11 protein-coding genes are annotated in these 17,478 nt (G+C 69.6%); 9 read left to right on the top strand and 2 right to left on the bottom strand.

Going from position 1 to position 17,478, the window contains the following annotated elements; all coding sequences use genetic code 11:
- From AC1DCT_RS09630 to allB, 5 genes are all read left to right on the top strand, one after another.
- Entirely contained in the window at positions 1-1,149 is a 1,149-nt protein-coding gene (locus tag AC1DCT_RS09630) for a glycerate kinase (RefSeq protein ID WP_477428821.1), read from the top strand.
- Between the two features lie 126 nt (positions 1,150-1,275).
- On the top strand, positions 1,276-2,289 hold the full coding sequence (locus tag AC1DCT_RS09625; RefSeq protein ID WP_477428819.1) for a LacI family DNA-binding transcriptional regulator: 1,014 nt from the start codon (positions 1,276-1,278) through the stop codon (positions 2,287-2,289).
- Between the two features lie 176 nt (positions 2,290-2,465).
- Positions 2,466-3,995 carry an NCS1 family nucleobase:cation symporter-1 gene (locus AC1DCT_RS09620; protein ID WP_477428817.1) on the top strand — a complete coding sequence of 510 codons (1,530 nt, stop codon included), beginning with the start codon at positions 2,466-2,468 and terminating at the stop codon, positions 3,993-3,995.
- A 17-nt stretch (positions 3,996-4,012) separates the two neighbouring features.
- Positions 4,013-4,738: an aspartate/glutamate racemase family protein gene (locus tag AC1DCT_RS09615; protein WP_477428815.1), complete on the top strand. Its 726-nt coding sequence runs from the start codon at positions 4,013-4,015 to the stop codon at positions 4,736-4,738.
- A gap of 88 nt (positions 4,739-4,826) precedes the next feature.
- The gene (allB, locus tag AC1DCT_RS09610) at positions 4,827-6,038 is read left to right on the top strand and encodes an allantoinase AllB (RefSeq protein ID WP_477428813.1); all 1,212 of its coding nucleotides are present in this window, start codon (positions 4,827-4,829) and stop codon (positions 6,036-6,038) included.
- A gap of 249 nt (positions 6,039-6,287) precedes the next feature.
- On the opposite strand, the gene AC1DCT_RS09605 is transcribed toward allB, so the two are convergent.
- A complete protein-coding gene (locus AC1DCT_RS09605; RefSeq protein ID WP_477230179.1) occupies positions 6,288-7,946 on the bottom strand; it encodes an NCS1 family nucleobase:cation symporter-1 in 1,659 nt (552 codons plus the stop codon).
- 266 nt (positions 7,947-8,212) lie between these two features.
- On the opposite strand from AC1DCT_RS09605, the gene AC1DCT_RS09600 reads away from it, so the two are divergent.
- The 3 genes from AC1DCT_RS09600 (at position 8,213) to AC1DCT_RS09590 (ending at position 13,879) form a co-directional block, all read left to right on the top strand.
- Positions 8,213-10,435, top strand: coding sequence for an ATP-dependent Clp protease ATP-binding subunit (locus AC1DCT_RS09600; RefSeq protein WP_477428812.1), 2,223 nt, complete (start codon positions 8,213-8,215; stop codon positions 10,433-10,435).
- A gap of 287 nt (positions 10,436-10,722) precedes the next feature.
- Positions 10,723-12,210, top strand: a complete 1,488-nt coding sequence (locus AC1DCT_RS09595) for a nucleobase:cation symporter-2 family protein (RefSeq protein WP_477428810.1) — start codon at positions 10,723-10,725, stop codon at positions 12,208-12,210.
- A gap of 301 nt (positions 12,211-12,511) precedes the next feature.
- Positions 12,512-13,879, top strand: a complete 1,368-nt coding sequence (locus AC1DCT_RS09590; RefSeq protein ID WP_477428808.1) for an 8-oxoguanine deaminase — start codon at positions 12,512-12,514, stop codon at positions 13,877-13,879.
- 214 nt (positions 13,880-14,093) lie between these two features.
- On the opposite strand, the gene AC1DCT_RS09585 is transcribed toward AC1DCT_RS09590, so the two are convergent.
- Positions 14,094-15,467 carry a glucose-6-phosphate dehydrogenase gene (locus AC1DCT_RS09585; protein WP_477428806.1) on the bottom strand — a complete coding sequence of 458 codons (1,374 nt, stop codon included), beginning with the start codon at positions 15,465-15,467 and terminating at the stop codon, positions 14,094-14,096.
- Between the two features lie 92 nt (positions 15,468-15,559).
- Here AC1DCT_RS09585 and AC1DCT_RS09580 point away from each other — a divergent pair, with 92 nt between their 5' ends.
- Positions 15,560-17,422 (top strand): glycoside hydrolase family 15 protein, encoded by a 1,863-nt coding sequence (locus AC1DCT_RS09580; RefSeq protein WP_477428804.1) that lies wholly within the window; start codon positions 15,560-15,562, stop codon positions 17,420-17,422.
- Positions 17,423-17,478 lie beyond the last annotated feature (56 nt).

Raw genomic sequence — 17,478 nt, 5'->3', positions numbered from 1 at the left:
ATGCGCATCCTGATCGCCTCGGACAAATTCAAGGGCTCCGCCACCGGACCCGAGGTCGCGGCCGCACTCGCGGCCGGGATCACCGCGACCGCGCCGGGGACCGCCATCGACGCGGTCCCCGTCGCGGACGGCGGAGAGGGTACGGTCGACGCCGCCCTCGCCGCCGGATTCGAGGCGGTCACCGCGACGGTGACGGGGCCCACGGGGCAGCCCGTCGAGGCGCGCTTCGGCGTGCGGGGGGAGCAGGCCATCATCGAGATGGCCGCCGCGAGCGGACTGGACCAGCTGCCCGGCGGCGTCAAGGATGCGCTCGGCGCCACCAGCCGCGGGACCGGAGAGCTGATCGCGGCGGCGCTGGACCACGGCGCGACCAGCATCGTGCTCGGCATCGGCGGCAGCGCCAACACCGACGGCGGTGCAGGGATGCTGCAGGCGCTCGGCGTCTCGCTGCGGGATGCCGAGGGGCAGGAGCTGCCGGGGGGCGGCGGGGCGCTCGCGCGCATCGCCGCGGTGGACGTGTCGGATCTGGATCCGCGTCTCGCCGGGGTCGAGATCGTGCTCGCGAGCGACGTCGACAACCCGCTGCTCGGCGAGCGTGGCGCTCCGGCGGTGTTCGGCCCGCAGAAGGGGGCGAGCCCCCAGGACGTGGCCGTGCTCGACGCGGCCCTCGCCCGCTACGCCGCGCTGCTCGAGCAGCAGCCCGGAATCCGCGCCGCCACGACACTGCCCGGAGCGGGCGGCGCCGGCGGGGTGGGCTATGCCGCCCTGGCCGCACTCGGTGCCCGGCGCGAGCCCGGCGTGGAGGTCGTGCAGCGCCTCACCGGCCTCGCCGACGCGCTGGGCGCCGGCGATTCCCGGGCCGACCTCGTCATCACCGGCGAGGGCAGCCTGGACGACCAGAGCCTGGGCGGCAAGACCCCGCTCGGCGTGGCCGCGGCTGCGCGCGCGGCGGGCATCCCCGTCATCGCCGTGTGCGGCCGCTCCACGCTGAGCGCCGAGGCGGCCAGGTCGGCCGGGTTCGAGCGCGTGTACGCGCTCAGCGAGCTCGAGCCGGATCCGGCCCGCAGCATGGCCGAGGCCACAGCTCTCCTCACGGAGGTGGGCCGCCGCATCGGCGCCGAGGTCGGCGAGCTCGTGCCGCGGCGCTGAGCGCCCGCCCGTCATCGCCGGGATCCGTCGTCGTGGCAGCGGCGCCGACGTCACCGCCGCGTAGGATCGGAGGTCGGTGAACGATACCGAGGATGTGGTGAACGGTCTCGCAGACGAGGTGGACACATGACGGAGCGCCCGCGTCTGCGTGACGTGGCCGCCCTCGCCGGTGTCTCGCCGACGACGGCCTCGCACGCGTTCAGCGGGCATCGCCCGGTATCGGCCGCGACGAAGGCCGCGGTGCTGAAGGCCGCGTTCGACCTCGGCTTCGTGATGGAGCGCGATGCGGGACAGCGCACCGTCGGCCTGCTGCTGCGCCCGCCCGAGGCCATCCGCGGGTTCGCGTCCGGCTCCGACGCCTTCACCTCCGTCGCCGGCGCAGTGCTGGTCGCGTTGCTGAGCGCCGGGTTCTCCGTCTCCTCGTTCCTCACGCTCGAGGACATCGGCGCCCAGGTCGGCCGGCTCGACGCCTTCGTGCTGCTGCATCCCCGCCGTGGCGACGAGGTGCTCCGTGCGCTCATCGAGCGCGACATCCCGACCGTGACGCTGGATCGGGATCCGGACGACGACGACTTCCCGTGGTGGATCAGCGCCGACCACGTCGCCAACGCGCGCATTCTCCTCGGTCACCTGCTGGAGCGGGGGGCGCAGCGCCCGGCGCTGATCGTCGGATCGACGCAGAACACGTATCTGGAGTCGATCGCCGGCGTCTACGTCCAGGAGATGCGCGCGCGGGGGCTGCCCGTGCTGGTGAGGGAGCTGGAGCCGGTGCGTGGACAGCAGGGCGGAGCGGCGGCGGCCGAGTCGCTGCTGCGCACGCCGACCCCGCCCGACGCATTCCTCACCTCATCGGACGTGTTCGCGGTGGGAGCGATCGAGGCGGTTCAGGCGCGCGGGCTTCGCGTTCCCGACGACGTGCTCGTCGCGAACATGATGGACAGCGTCATCGCCGAGCGTGCCGCGGTGCCGATCACGGCGATGAAGGCCAACATGCAGGTCTGGGCGTCGCAATTGACGCGGCTGCTGGAGCGCCGGCTGAACAGCGCCGCTCCGCTCACGTCGCATCTGCGACTGGAGTTCGATCTGGTGGAACGTGCGTCGACACGGCGGCCGGGGTCAGGCGGCGAGTCGGCCCCGTGATCCCGCGCCGGTGGAGCGCCGATGGCGCGGCACGCGAGGGTGCCTGTCCAAATTGTGCAAACGGTGTTGTCGCCTCCGCGTCCGAGCGCGACGATATCTGCATCCGAAACCTTCATTCCGGATTGTGAAATCGAGTGTCGACGGCACTGTCGCCGTCGAGAGGGGTTCAAATCACAATGACGTCCAATGACTACGTCCACGTCCCGAGCCGGAGCTCTGAGGGGCTCGATGAGGCTCCCTCCGGCGTGTTCGCGGTGCAGGCGGGAATCAGTCCGCGCCTGTACAACCGGGACCTCGCTCCCACCAACCGCCAGAGCCGCCACTGGAGCGCGTACAGCATCTTCACCCTCTGGGCGAACGACGTGCACAGCCTGGGCAACTACGCATTCGCGATCGGATTGTTCACCCTCGGCCTGTCCGGCGGGCAGATCCTGGGCGCGCTCGGCTTCGGCGCGTTGTTCCTCTTCCTGCTGCTGACCTTCTCCGGATTCATGGGCGAGAAGACCGGCGTGCCGTTCCCGGTGATGAGCCGGGTCGCCTTCGGCATCCACGGCGCGCAGATCCCCGGCCTGCTCCGCGGCGGCGTCGCGATCGCCTGGTTCGGCATCCAGACCTACCTCGCCTCCCAGGTGCTGCAGGTCGTGCTGATCGCGATCGCCCCGGGCCTCACGAACCTGCAGAGCGGGTCCTTCCTCGGGCTGTCGGCGCTCGGCTGGATCACGTTCGTCGCGTTGTGGATCATCCAGGTGATCATCGTCAGCTACGGCATGGAGATGATCCGCAAGTACGAGGCCTTCGCAGGCCCGATCATCCTCGCCACTTTCGTGATCCTCGCGGTCTGGGTTCTCGTGCAGTCCGGATTCCAGGTCGACTGGGCGCCCACGAAGTCCGCCGGAGGCGCCGACAGCTGGCTGCACATGCTGGGCGCGGCGTCCCTGTGGGTCTCGATCTACGGCACGTTCGTGCTGAACTTCTGCGACTTCACCCGCGGCGCCAAGTCGCGCAAGGCGATCGTGAAGGGCAACTTCTGGGGCATCCCGATCAACATGCTGTTCTTCGGCGTCATCGTCGTCATCCTCACCGGTGGCAGCTTCAAGATCAACGGCACGCTCATCACATCGCCCTCCGAGATCGTCTCCGCCATCCCGAACACGTTCCTGCTGGTACTCGCCTCGCTGGCGCTGATCGCCCTGACCATCGCGGTCAACCTGATGGCGAACTTCGTGGCTCCCACTTATGCGTTGAACAACCTGTTCCCGCGGCATCTGAACTTCCGCCGCGCCGCGCTGATCTCGGCCGTGATCGGGATCGTGATCACCCCCTGGAACATGTACAACTCCCCGGTCGTGATCGGCGTCTTCCTCGGCGGCCTCGGAGCCCTGCTCGGCCCGCTGTTCGGCATCATCATGGTCGACTACTGGCTGATCAAGAAGCAGCGGGTCAACGTGCCCCAGCTCTACTCGGAGTCCCCGATGGGCGAGTACGCGTACACCAAGGGCTTCAACCCGCGTGCCGTGATCGCACTGATCATCGCCGGCGCGCTGTCGCTGCTGTTCACGTTCCTGCCGGTCTTCCACGCCATCAGCGACTTCTCCTGGTTCGTCGCCGCCGGATCCGCCGCGATCATCTACGCGATCATCGCCGACCGGCGCGGCCCGTTCCACGATGTCGACGGCACCGCGATCGCGGTGGACGTCACCCACTGAGCGCGAGGAGGAACACCATGCGCATTCTCATAGCGAACGTCAACACCACCGAGGCGATGACCGATGCCATCGCCGAGGCGGCACGCTCAGCCGCGTCACCGGGTACGGAGATCATCGGCCTGACGCCCGACTTCGGCGCCGAGAGCTGCGAAGGCAACTTCGAGAGCTACCTCGCCGCGATCGCGGTCATGGACAAGGTCGTCCGCTATGAGGGCGAGTACGACGCCGTCATCCAGGCCGGCTACGGCGAGCACGGCCGCGAAGGCCTGCAGGAGCTGCTCACCGTGCCCGTCGTCGACATCACCGAGGCGGCCGCATCCACCGCGATGTACCTCGGTCGCTCGTACTCCGTGGTGACGACCCTCGACCGGACGGTGCCGCTCATCGAGGACCGGCTGATCCTCGCCGGACTGCACGGCCGGTGCGCCTCGGTGCGTTCCTCGGGTCTCGGCGTGCTGGAGCTGGAGTCGGATCCGGAGCGCGCGGTCGAGGCGATCGCCGCCGAGGCGCAGAAGGCGGTCGAGATCGACCGCGCCGAGGTCATCGTCCTCGGCTGCGGCGGCATGGCCGAGCTCAAGGACCGCGTCGTCGAGTTGTGCGGCGTGCCGGTCGTGGACGGTGTGCAGGCCGCCGTCCAGGTCGCCGAGAGCCTGGTGCGCCTGGGGCTCACCACTTCCAAGGTCCGCACCTATGCCCCGCCCCGACCGAAGCGCGTCACCGGTTTCCCGGCGACGGCGCGCTGATTCCGGAGCACAATCGAATCACCCCACACCCACCCGTCAACCACCTCACAACGCCGGCGACGTCGCCGGCAGAAGGGAATCCGCGGACATGTCCCAGGAGACCGAAGAACACGCCTCGCTCGACCCGACCGGTGAGCACTACGATCTGGTGATCCGCGGCGAGCGGGTGCTCACCAGCTCCGGGATCCGGCCCCGTGAGGTCGGCGTCCGCGACGGCGTCATCATCGCGATGCAGCCGCTCGGCAACGGGCTCCGGGGCGACGAGATCATCGAGCTCGCCGACGACGAGACCCTGATCCCGGGGCTGGTCGACACGCACGTGCACGTGAACGAGCCCGGCCGCACGGAATGGGAGGGCTTCTCCTCGGCCACCAAGGCCGCCGCGGCCGGCGGCGTCACCACGATCCTCGACATGCCGCTGAACAGCATCCCGCCGACGATCGACGTGGAGGCGCTGGACATCAAGCGCGACGTCGCCCGCGATCAGGTGCACGTCGACGTGGGCTTCTGGGGCGGCGCCGTGCCGGGCAACATCGACAAGCTGCGGGGCCTGCACGACGCGGGCGCATTCGGGTTCAAGTGCTTCCTGCTGCACAGCGGCGTGGACGAGTTCCCGCCGCTGGACCCCGATCAGCTCGAGGAGGACATGCGCGAGCTCGCCACGTTCGACTCGGTCATGATCGTGCACGCCGAGGACTCCCGCGCGATCGACCGCGCGCCCAAGCCCGACGGCGACGACTACGCCAAGTTCCTCGCCTCGCGCCCCCGCGGTGCGGAGAACCTCGCGATCGCCGAGGTCATCGAGCGCGCCCGCTGGACCGGCGCCCGCGCGCACATCCTGCACCTGTCCTCCTCGGACGCGCTGCCGATGCTGCGCTCGGCCAAGCACGACGGCATCAAGCTCACGGTCGAGACCTGCCCGCACTACCTCACGCTCACTGCGGAGGAGATCCCGCTCGGCGCGACCGCGTTCAAGTGCTGCCCCCCGATCCGCGAGGCCGGCAACCGCGAACTGCTCTGGCAGGGCCTGGAGGACGGCACGATCGACTTCATCGTGTCCGACCACTCGCCCTCGACCCTCGACCTCAAGGACCTCGAGAACGGCGACTTCGCCGTGGCCTGGGGCGGCGTCGCGTCGCTGCAGCTCGGGCTGTCGCTGATCTGGACCGAGGCGCGTCAGCGCGGCCTGTCGCTGGAGACGGTGGTGGGCTGGATGAGCGAGAAGCCGGCGCAGTTCGCCGGTCTCACGGGCAAGGGGCGGATCGCGCCCGGCTACGACGCGGACTTCTCGTCCCCGTGAGCGCGAGCCATAGGCCGCGCTCACGGGGACGACTCGGAAGTGGGAGGCGCTTCGAAGCTCGTCGACGGTGTGCGGACAACGGCGTCCCTCATCGTCGGCGGATCCTGGTGATCCTGAACGGCGGATGCCGGCCCGATTCTGTATCGGGCCGGCATTTTCGCGCGCTCCCAGGTCTTGTCCCGCGAGACCCGAGTTGTCGCACCCAACCGGGCGGGGCGCCGCGCAATGCGGCTCAGACGCGCGCCGTCTTCACAGCTTCTCCTGCAGAACCGGGATCTCCTGCGAGATCGCGGCCGGTTCCGACGCGGGCGTCGCGGCTGCGCCGTCGATCGTGCCGTCCGAGATACCCTCGGCCTCGCCCTCGAACACGGGCACCTGCGGGTCGCGCTTCTCGAGCAGCACGAAGGAGAAGTATCCGAGCGCGCAGCCGATGAACCAGGTGTAGTTCCCGATCCACGCCACGTCGAAGGCGCCGAGGTCGGCGAACAGCTTGGGGAACACGCCCAGGATCACGGTGGGTATACCGGCGATCAGGATCGCCTTCACGCCGTTGGGGTTGTAGCCGTTGCGGTACCAGTACGGACCCTTCGCGTCCATCGTGTACATCGCGTCGACCTTGATCCGCTGGTGAGCGGCCACGTAGTAGCCGGCAATGAGGATGCCGAACAGGGGGCCGATCAGTGCGCCGAGCACGCCGAGCGTGTAGTGGATGGCGGTGTCGTTGGAGTACCAGTTCCACGGCGTGAGGATCACCGATCCGACGGCGGCGATCATGCCGCCCATCCGCCAGGAGATGCGGTGCGGAGCGACATTGGAGAAGTCGAAGGCGGGGGAGATGAAGTTCGCGACGATGTTGATGCCCACCGTGGCGATCACGAAGGTGAGCCCGCCGAGCAGGATCGCGAAGACGCTGTCGATCTTCTCGACGGTCTTGATCGGATCCGTGATGAGCTCGCCGAACACCGGCACGGTGGCCGAGGCGGTGATCACGACCAGCAGCGAGAAGAACAAGAAGTTGATCGGAAGACCGAGGAAGTTGCCGCGCTTGACGGCGGCGAACGAGCGGCCGTACCGCGCGAAGTCGCCGAAGTTCAGCATCGGGCCGGAGAAGTACGACACCACGATCGCGATCGCGGTGGCCATGACCGGCAACGAAGACCAGAAGTCCAGCGGCTTGCCGGCCGAGAGGTCGAAGCTGATGTGGCCCCATCCCGCCTGCGAGACCAGGTAGATCGCAAGGACGATCATCACGACGTACACCGCCGGCCCGGCGTAGTCGATGAAGCGCCGGATGACTTCCATGCCGCGCCAGAACAGCGCCGCCTGAGCAACCCAGAGGATCGCATACGAGATCCAGCCCAGTGCCGACAGGCCGAGGAACGAGTGATTCACCAGGTCGTGGGTGCCCGGCACGAACTTCAGCAGCACGATGTTCAACGACTCGGCGGCGAGGAAGGTCTGCACCCCGTACCAGGCGATCGCGATGAGACCGCGGATGATGGCGGGGATGTTCGCGCCCCGGATCCCGAAGATGGCGCGGTTGATCACGGGGTAGGGCACGCCGGTCTTCTGGCTGGGCTTGGCGACGAGGTTGGCGAACACCTGGACGATGACGATGCCTGCGACGAGCGCCACCAGCACCTGCCAGCTGGCGAGGCCGAGCGCGAACAGCGAGCCGGCCGTGAGGTAGCCGCCTACCGAGTGCACATCGGACATCCAGAACGCGAAGATGTTGTACGCGCTCCAGCCCTGCTTGCGCAGAGGCGCGAGATCCTCGTTGGCGAGACGGAGGTCGTACTCGGGCTTCATATTGCCTGCTCCGACCGGAAGGCCGGCCGCCTCGACGATGTCGTGCGGTTTGGTCTCGGGGGCGGCAGAGCTCGCGGAAGGGGGAGGGGGAGGAGTCATCTCGGGGTGCCTTTCGGGAAGGTCCGCCGAGTCCGTCGGCGCCGCGGGTGATGCAGGGATCGCGCCTTCGAGACCTTGAGATGAAGCTATTGATGCGCTCTCCGTCACGGGTTTCCTCCGTGTAACGGCGACGTTAAGTTCGCCCGCCCGGTCTCTTGCCCGGGAACGTTCGATCCGGTAAAGTTGAGTCTTATCAACTCAACTTTCAAGGGTCGGATCCGATCCGGCTCTTGCGCCTCACATGCAAGGAGAACCCAGGAGGACGAATGGCCACCCCTCAGACGGCACAGCAGGACGAGCAGCAGTCGGCGCTCGAGCAGTTCGGCATCAACCTCACCGATCGCGCCCGCCAGGGCAAGCTCGATCCGGTGATCGGACGCGATGCGGAGATCCGCCGCGTGAGCCAGGTGCTCACCCGCCGCACCAAGAACAACCCGGTGCTGATCGGCGAGCCCGGCGTCGGCAAGACCGCCGTGGTCGAGGGCCTCGCGCAGCGCATCGTCGCCGGCGACGTGGCCGAGTCGCTCAAGGACAAGGAGCTGGTGTCGCTGGACATCTCCGCCCTCGTCGCCGGCGCCATGTACCGCGGCCAGTTCGAGGAGCGCCTGAAGAGCGTGCTCAAGGAGATCACCGAGTCCGACGGCCGGGTCATTACCTTCATCGACGAGCTGCACGTGCTCATGGGCGCGGGTGGGGGAGAGGGATCCGTCGCCGCGTCCAACATGCTCAAGCCCATGCTCGCCCGCGGCGAGCTGCGCCTCATCGGCGCCACCACTCTCAACGAGTACCGCGAGTTCATCGAGAAGGACGCGGCGCTCGAGCGGCGCTTCCAGCAGGTCTACGTCGGCGAACCCTCCGTGGAAGACTCGATCGCGATCCTGCGCGGGCTCAAGGGCCGCTACGAGGCGCACCACGGGGTGACCATCAGCGACTCCGCACTCGTCGCGGCCGCCTCGTTGTCGAACCGCTACCTGCCGAGCCGCCAGCTGCCGGACAAGGCGATCGACCTCATCGACGAGGCCATGAGCCGGCTCAAGATGGAGATCGACTCGAGCCCCGTCGAGATCGACCAGCTCAAGAGGTCGGTCGACCGGATGCGGCTCGAAGAGCTCGCGCTGAAGAAGGAGAAGGATGCGGCCTCGAAGGAGCGCCTCGCGAAGCTGCGGGAGCAGATGGGCGAGGCAGAGGCCGAGCTCGCCGGCCTCGAGGCCCGCTGGGAGCGCGAGCGCGGCGGCCTGAACCGGGTAGGCGAACTCAAGAAGCGCCTCGACGAGGCGTTCACCGAGCGCGACAGGGCTCTGCGCGACGCCGACTACGTGAAGGCGTCGAAGCTCGAGTACGAGACGATCAAGCAACTGCAGGCCGAGCTCGCCGAGGCCGAGCGCCAGGCGGACGCGGTGAGCGACGAGCCGCGCATGGTCAACGAGCAGGTCACCGACGAGGACATCGCGGCCGTGATCGCAGCCTGGACGGGCATCCCCGTGGGCCGGCTGCTGCAGGGCGAGAGCCAGAAGCTCCTGCACCTGGAGCGCGAACTCGGCCGTCGCCTCATCGGTCAGAAGGAGGCGGTGGCGGCCGTCTCCGACGCGGTGCGCCGTTCGCGCGCCGGCATCAGCGACCCCGGTCGTCCGACCGGATCCTTCCTGTTCGTCGGCCCCACCGGCGTCGGCAAGACCGAGCTGGCCAAGGCGCTCGCCGAGTTCCTCTTCGACGACGAGCACGCCATGGTGCGCATCGACATGTCGGAGTACGGCGAGAAGCACTCGGTCTCCCGGCTCGTCGGAGCCCCTCCCGGGTACATCGGGTACGAGCAGGGCGGCCAGCTCACCGAGGCCGTGCGGCGGCGCCCGTACAGCGTGGTGCTGCTGGACGAGGTCGAGAAGGCGCACCCCGAGGTGTTCGACGTGCTGCTGCAGGTCATGGACGACGGACGCCTCACCGACGGCCAGGGCCGCACGGTCGACTTCTCGAACGTCATCCTGATCCTCACCAGCAACATCGGATCCCCGATCCTGATCGACCCGACGCTCTCGCCCGACGAGAAGCGCGAGGCCGTGATGGCGCTCGTGCGGCAGGCGTTCAAGCCCGAGTTCATCAACCGTCTCGACGACATCGTGATGTTCCAGGCTCTCACCGAGGACGACCTCGCCCAGATCGTGGAGCTCACGATCGACCAGCTGCAGCGCCGCCTCGCCGACCGCCGGCTGACGCTCGCCGTCACCCCGGATGCGCGCGCCTGGCTGGCCGAGCGCGGCTACGACCCGGTGTTCGGAGCCCGGCCGCTGCGGCGACTGATCCAGAACGAGGTGCAGAACCGGCTGGCGTCGGCGCTGCTCTCCGGCCGCGTGCACGACGGCGACATCGTGCGGGTGGATGTCGCCGCCGATGGATCCTCGCTGGTCCTCACCAGTGATGGCCCCACTGCGCCGCGGGAGGCGGACACGGGCTCGGACGACGAGACGATCGAGGCCGAGCTGCTCGACGACTGACACGCGGCGCCGTCACGCCAGGGGCCCGGATCTTCCTGATCCGGGCCCCTTTTTCGTGCTTGCACGACCGCGATGGGATGCTGCACTTATCCGCATTACGGAAAGTACCATCCGAGATTCGGAAAAAAGTCTTGACTCTGGACGAGTGCTCCCCTTAGCCTGAGGGGGTCTCCAGAGCTGGAGATGCACCTGGACCAACAGCATCCGCCCCGCTCGCGAGGCGGACGGAGCGCCCGCACCGCGTCGCCACACCGGCGATGCATGCCGGCCGGCGCTCGGCTCACCCGGTGCCTGCACCCGACGAAGAGGTCGAATTGACTACCAAGCAGAAGAAGGAGTTCGTCCGCCCCGAGGACGAGCGACTGCCGATCGGCGCGACCATCGGCTACGGCATCCAGCACGTGCTCACGATGTACGGCGGCATCATCGCCCCGCCGCTCATCATCGGGCAGATCGCGGGCCTCAAGCCGGCTGACATCGGCGTGCTCATCGCCGCGTGCCTGTTCATGGGCGGACTCGCCACGATCCTGCAGACGGTCGGCGTGCCGTTCTTCGGATCGCAGCTTCCGCTCGTGCAGGGCGTCTCGTTCGCGGGCGTCGCCACGATGGGGGCGATCGTCACGAGCGGCGGCGGGCTGCCGGCGGTGTTCGGATCCGTCATCGCCGCGTCGGTGATCGGTCTGCTGATCGCCCCGGTGTTCGCCACCATCATCCGGTTCTTCCCCCCGGTCGTGACGGGAACGGTCATCACCACGATCGGTCTCAGCCTGCTGCCCGTCGCCGCCGGCTGGATCTACGGTCCCGGTGCGAACCCGGCGGACGGCGCGCTGCCGGAGAACCTGCTGCTGGCGGCCATCACCCTCGTGATCGTGCTCGTGCTCAGCAAGATCCCGGTGGGCGCGATCTCGCGGCTCGCGATCCTGCTCGCGATCGTGCTCGGCACCATCGTCGCGGTCTTCCTCGGCAAGGCGGACTTCAGCAAGGTCGGGCAGGGCGACATCTTCGCCCTTCCGCGGATCTTCGGTTTCGGCATGCCGACGTTCGAGCTCGCCGGCATCATCTCGATGTTCATCGTGATCCTGGTGACGCTGACGGAGACCACCGCCGACATCCTTGCCGTGAGCGAGATCGTGGGCACCAAGGTCGACTCCAAGCGCATCGCCGCCGGCCTGCGCGCCGACATGCTCTCCAGCGCCGTCTCGCCGATCTTCGGCACGTTCACGCAGTCCGCGTTCGCGCAGAACGTCGGCCTGGTCGCGATCACCGGCGTGAAGAGCCGCTTCGTGGTCACCGCCGGCGGTGGGGTGCTCGTCATCCTGGGCCTGCTGCCCGTGCTCGGCCGTGTCGTCGGCGCCATCCCGTCGCCGGTCCTCGGCGGTGCCGGCCTGGTGCTGTTCGGCTCCGTGGCCGCATCGGGCATCCGCACGCTCGCCAAGGTCGAGTACAAGGACAACATGAACCTCGTGATCGTCGCCACGTCGCTCGCGGTGGGCATGCTCCCGATCGCCGTGCCGTCGATCTACGCGCAGATGCCGGCCTGGTTCGTGACGATCTTCCACTCCGGAATCAGCTCGGCCGCGGTGACGGCGATCCTGCTGAACCTGCTGTTCAACCACCTCGGCAGCGCCAAGCGCAAGAACGCCTTCGTGTCGGCGCCGACGCGCAGCATCCCGGTCGCGTACCTGGACGCCTTCGAAGACGGCGACTCGATCATCGACGGCAAGATCGTCGACCGCGACGGCAACGAGGTCGCGGTCGAGCGTCCGTCGCACTGACCCTGGACCCGCGAGACTGCAACTGAGTCTCGAAACTGCGGCACAATCCTGCAGTTTCGAGACGGGGCTGCAGTCTCGCGGGTTCGGACAGTCGGAGGCGGATGGCGCTCGGGATCCGCAATCCGAATAGCGGAAATCAGGATCCGGGATCCGGAAAAGCATTGACCTCGACATCGGAGCAGTGATAGATCTGAACTGTCTCCCTCATCGGGGACGCACCTGGATCAGCAGACAGGTCAACACTGAGCTGGCCCCCGCGGGGCCGGATCCGGCTCCGCCTCATCCACAGGGAGTCTGCGCAATGTCCGAATCCACTCGCACCGTCTGGCTGAAGAACCCGCTCGCGATCCACACCGGCGACACCGCCGACGCCCGCGGCGGCCTGGTGGTCGCCGGTTCCACGATCCTCGAGGCGGTGCCCGCCGGCGGATCCCCGTCGCAGCCGGTCGACGAGGTCTACGACGCCTCGCGGCACGTGATCATCCCCGGCTTGATCAACACGCACCACCACTTCTACCAGACCCTCACCCGCGCCTGGACGCCCGTGGTCAGCGCCGAGCTGTTCCCCTGGCTGAAGGGGCTGTATGGCGTCTGGGCGGGGCTCACCCCGCGCGACCTCGAGCTCGCGACGACCGCGGCGCTCGCGGAGCTGCTGCTCTCGGGCTGCACGACTGCCGCCGACCACCACTACCTCTTCCCGAACGGGCTCGAGGAGGGCATCGACGTGCAGGTCGATGTCGTGAAGCGCCTCGGCATGCGCGCCACGCTGACCCGCGGATCCATGTCGCTGGGCGAGAAGGACGGAGGGCTGCCGCCGCAGAGCACCGTGCAGGACGCCGACGTCATCCTCGCCGACAGCGAGCGCCTCGTCGGCGCGTATCACGAGCGCGGCGACGGCGCCTTCGTGCAGATCGGTCTCGCGCCATGCTCTCCGTTCTCGGTCACCACGGGCGTGATGCGCGACACCGCCGCCCTCGCCGAGCGCCTCGACGTGCGCCTGCACACCCACCTCGCCGAGACGATCGACGAGGAGGACTTCTGCCGCGAGACCTTCGGGCTGCGCACGGTCGACTACCTCGAGAGCGTCGGCTGGCTCTCCGACCGCACCTGGCTCGCCCACGGCATCCACTTCGACGACGCCGAGATCGCGCGCCTGGGCGCGGCCGGCACCGCCGTCTCGCACTGCGCCACCTCGAACATGCGGCTCGCCTCGGGCATCGCACGGGCGGTCGAGCTCGAGGCAGCGGGCGTGCCGGTCGGCCTGGGCGTGGACGGATCCGCGTCGAACGACGGCTCCAACATGATGATGGAGGTGCGCCAGGCCCTGTACCTGCAGCGCCTGCGCTACGGCGCCGCCGCCGTCACGCCCGAGCACGCCCTGAACTGGGCGACGCAGGGCTCGGCGCGCGCCCTCGGCCGCAACGACATCGGCATTCTGGCGCCGGGCAAGCAGGCGGATCTGGCGATGTTCACCCTCGACGAGCTGCGCTTCTCGGGCAGCCACGACCCGCTCGCCGCCCTGCTGCTGTGCGGCGCCGAGCGCGCCGACCGGGTCATGGTGGGCGGCGCCTGGCGCGTGCTCGACGGGCAGATCGTCGGCCTGGACGTGCCGCAGCTCATCGCCGAGCACAGCGCCGCGGCCCGCCGGCTGCTCGCCCGGCACGGCTGAGGCCCGGGCCGCCGCGCCCCGGGCCGCCGACCCCCTTGCTCACTGGTCGCATATTGCGGCTTCGCGAGCTCGAATGCCGCAATTCGCGACCAGTGAGCAGGGCCGGGCGCGGATCCGGGTCGAGGGCGGATCCGGGTCCGAGGCGGATCCGGGCCGAGGGCGGATCCGGGTCCGGGGCGGATCCGGGCCGGAGGCGGGATCCGGGCCGGGCACCTCAGCGTCGCGTGGTCGCCCAGTCCTCGGGACCCGTGGATCCGGCCGGGTACTCCTGGATCGGCACCGCGTCCGAGCGCCAGGCGTCGAGGGCGGGCTGGATGATCCGCCAGCACTGCTCCGCCGCGTCGCCCCGGACGGACAGCGCCACATCGCCGTCGAGGATCTCGCTGAGCACTTCGGTGTAGGCCAGCAGCGTGCCCTTGCCGAGTTCGGTGGACAGCACGTCGCGGCGCAGGGCGAACGGGTCGTCGCCGCCGTTCACGTTCAGCTCGAGCGCGATCCGGTCGGGGCCGAGCGAGAAGCGCAGCACGCCGCCGTCGGTCGGCGTCCCGGTGAGCCCGCCGGGGATGTGCCGCACCGGCCGGAACGTGACGACGATCTCGGCGCAGCGCTCGCCGAGGGCCTTGCCGCTGCGCAGCGTGAAGGGCACGCCCGCCCAACGCGCCGTGTCGACCTCGCAGGTGATCTCGGCGAGGGTCTCGGTGTTGCGCGCCGGATCCACGCCCTCTTCGTCCGCGTAGGACGGCACGGCGCGGTCGCCGCTCGTGCCGGCGGTGTAGCGGGCGCGGCGGGTCGACACGACCGGGTCGTCGCCGAGGATCCGGGTCGCGCGCAGGGCGGCGGCCATGGCGTCGCGCAGGTCGATCTCGTCCAGATCCGCCGGCTGCTCCATCGCGAGGATCGCGAGCACCTGCAGCAGGTGGCTCTGGATCATGTCGACCAGCGCCCCGGCCTTGTCGTAGTAGCGGGCCCGATTCTCCAGGGCCAGCGACTCGTCGTAGCGCACCAGAACCGACTGCACGTGATCCGCCGACCAGACCGGCTCGACCAGCCGGTTCGCGAAGCGCACGCCCATGACGTTGAGGATCGTGGAGCGGCCCAGGAAGTGATCGACGCGGAAGACCTGGTTCTCCGGCACGATCCGGGTGACCAGAGCGTTGAGCGCGGCGGCGCTCTGCTCGTCATGACCGAACGGCTTCTCCAGCGCCAGGACCGTGCCCGCGGGCAGGGGGATGTCGACGAGCTTCTCGCACGCGGCCTCGGCCACGGCGGGCGGGAGCGCGAAATAGATCACGAGCGAGCCTTCGGTGCCCGCGATGAGCCCCGCCAGCGAATCGCGGTCGGTGACGTCGGCCTTGACGTACGTGGTCCCGGCGATCCGCGGCAGCTGATCCGTGCCGTCGACCGTGGCGAATGCGGTGCTTACGGCCTCCTGCCAGCGCTCATCGGACCAGTCGTCGGATCCGGCGCCGCGGAGCACCAGAGCGCGGTCGGGCTGGCGTTTCAGGAGTTGCGCGATCGCGGGCAGCAGCAGGCGGGAGGTGAGGTCGCCGGAAGCGCCGAGGATGAGCAGCGTCGTCGGGGTGGTCATAGCCCCCACGATAGGCCGCGCCGCGCCCTTCCTGTCGGTGACCCGGGCTGGCCCCGGATCCTGTGACTCGAATGGGGGAGGCGGAGAAACGCATGTGCGAGACTGCGGCCATGGGTGAGGGTGACGTGCCGGCCGTGCCGATCGAGGACTACGCGCTGCTCAGCGACGGGCGCACCGCCGCGCTCGTGTCGCGGGCCGGCAGCATCGACTGGCTCTGCGCGCCGCGCCTCGACTCCGCGTCGCTGTTCGGCGCCCTGCTCGGCGGGGTCGAGCAGGGGCACTGGAGTCTGCGCCCGGCGGATCCTGACGCGACCGCGACGCGGCACTACGACGGCGACACGTTCTGCCTCGTGACCCGGTGGTCCACCGCCGACGGCGTCGCCGAGGTGACCGAGTGGATGCCGATCCCGCTTCCCAAGGATGCGGGGTCGCTCGAGGGAGCGCGGGCCGCGCTGGGCGCAGATCGCACCGACATCATCCGGCGGATCACGGGCATCACCGGGCGCGTGGGTTTCGTGCAGGAGCTGCGCCTGCGGTTCGACTATGCCAGGGCGCTGCCGTGGGTGCGCCAGACCGGCAGCCCGGAATCCCCGGAGCTGACCGCGACCGCCGGCCCCGACGCCGTCGTGGTGCGCGGCACCGCGCTGCAGCCGCACGGGCACAGTCACGTCGGCACGGTCGAGGTCGCCGCGGGTGAGAGCGTGGACCTGGCTCTCACCTGGTTCCCGTCATACCGCCCGGCTCCGGCGCCGCTCGACGCGGAGGCCGCGGAGCGGGCCACCCGGGCGTGGTGGCAGGACTGGGCCGACGGGATCGCCCACGAGGGTCCGCACGAGGACGACGTGCGGCGCTCGCTGCTGATCCTGCGCGCGCTCACGAACCGCGAGACCGGCGGCATCGCGGCCGCGGCGACGACGTCCCTGCCCGAGGACTTCGGCGGTGCGCGCAACTGGGACTACCGCTACGTCTGGCTGCGCGACGCGGCGCTCACGCTCGAGGCCCTGCTGGCGCACGGCCTCGCGGACGAAGCGCGCGCGTGGCGCGACTGGCTGCTGCGGGCGGTCGCGGGGGATCCGGCCGATCTGCAGATCATGTACGGACTGGCGGGGGAGCGAGATCTGCACGAGCGCGAGATGCGCTCTCTGCCCGGCTACGCCGGATCCGCTCCGGTGCGCGTGGGCAACGCCGCGGCGGAGCAGTTCCAGGCGGACGTCGTCGGCGAGGTGATGGTGACGCTCGCCGCCGCGCGCCGGGCGGGCCTCGACGACTCCGCGCGCTCCTGGTCGCTGCAGCGGGTGCTGCTGCGGCACGCCGAGCAGCGATTGGATCGGCCGGACAACGGCATGTGGGAGATCCGCGGGGATCCGCAGTTCTTCACCCACTCCCGGGTGATGCTGTGGGCGGCGTTCGACCGCGGGGTGCGTGCGGTCGAGGAGGACGGCGAGCACGGCGAGGTGGATCGCTGGCGCGAGGTGCGCGATCGGCTGCGCGCCGAGATCGATGCGCACGGCGTCCGCGGGGGCCGCTTCGTGCAGCACCGCGAGACGGACGAGGTCGACGCATCGTTGCTGCTCATCCCGCGCACGGGGTACTGCGCGCCCGACGACCCTCGCATGCTGGCGACCGTGGAGCGGATCGAGCAGACCCTGATCCACGGCGGGCTGGTGAACCGCTACCGCACCGGGTCGGGCGTGGACGGTCTGCCCGGCGGTGAGCACACGTTCCTCGCGTGCTCGTTCTGGCTCGTGGAGCAGTATGCGGTCACCGGGCGCATGGCGGAGGCGCGGGAGCTCATGGACCGGCTGTGCGCGCTGCGCAACGACGTCGGCATGCTGAGCGAGGAGTACGACCCGGTGGGGCATCGGCACGTCGGGAACACACCGCAGGCGTTCTCGCACCTGTCGCTCGTGCGGGCCGCCGACGCGCTCGCCGGCTCGGCCCACCGCGAACGGTGATCCGCGCGGTGTCGCAGATCCAGATCCGCGCGCCGATACTCCGGTCCCACCACACC

This window comes from Microbacterium sp. 10L49 (assembly GCF_056395125.1).
Note: the sequence above shows the minus strand (reverse complement) of the source record. Positions and strands in the feature narration are given on the sequence as shown.

Excerpts from the sequence above, each read along its gene's own strand:
- AC1DCT_RS09605 (WP_477230179.1), bottom strand. The coding sequence starts at position 7,946 with ATGACTCCTCCCCCTCCCCCTTCCGCGAGCTCTGCCGCCCCCGAGACC.
- AC1DCT_RS09600 (WP_477428812.1), top strand. The coding sequence starts at position 8,213 with ATGGCCACCCCTCAGACGGCACAGCAGGACGAGCAGCAGTCGGCGCTC.
- AC1DCT_RS09590 (WP_477428808.1), top strand. The coding sequence starts at position 12,512 with ATGTCCGAATCCACTCGCACCGTCTGGCTGAAGAACCCGCTCGCGATC.
- allB (WP_477428813.1), top strand. The coding sequence starts at position 4,827 with ATGTCCCAGGAGACCGAAGAACACGCCTCGCTCGACCCGACCGGTGAG.
- AC1DCT_RS09625 (WP_477428819.1), top strand. The coding sequence starts at position 1,276 with ATGACGGAGCGCCCGCGTCTGCGTGACGTGGCCGCCCTCGCCGGTGTC.
- AC1DCT_RS09615 (WP_477428815.1), top strand. The coding sequence starts at position 4,013 with ATGCGCATTCTCATAGCGAACGTCAACACCACCGAGGCGATGACCGAT.
- AC1DCT_RS09585 (WP_477428806.1), bottom strand. The coding sequence starts at position 15,467 with ATGACCACCCCGACGACGCTGCTCATCCTCGGCGCTTCCGGCGACCTC.
- AC1DCT_RS09580 (WP_477428804.1), top strand. The coding sequence starts at position 15,560 with ATGTGCGAGACTGCGGCCATGGGTGAGGGTGACGTGCCGGCCGTGCCG.
- AC1DCT_RS09630 (WP_477428821.1), top strand. The coding sequence starts at position 1 with ATGCGCATCCTGATCGCCTCGGACAAATTCAAGGGCTCCGCCACCGGA.
- AC1DCT_RS09620 (WP_477428817.1), top strand. The coding sequence starts at position 2,466 with ATGACGTCCAATGACTACGTCCACGTCCCGAGCCGGAGCTCTGAGGGG.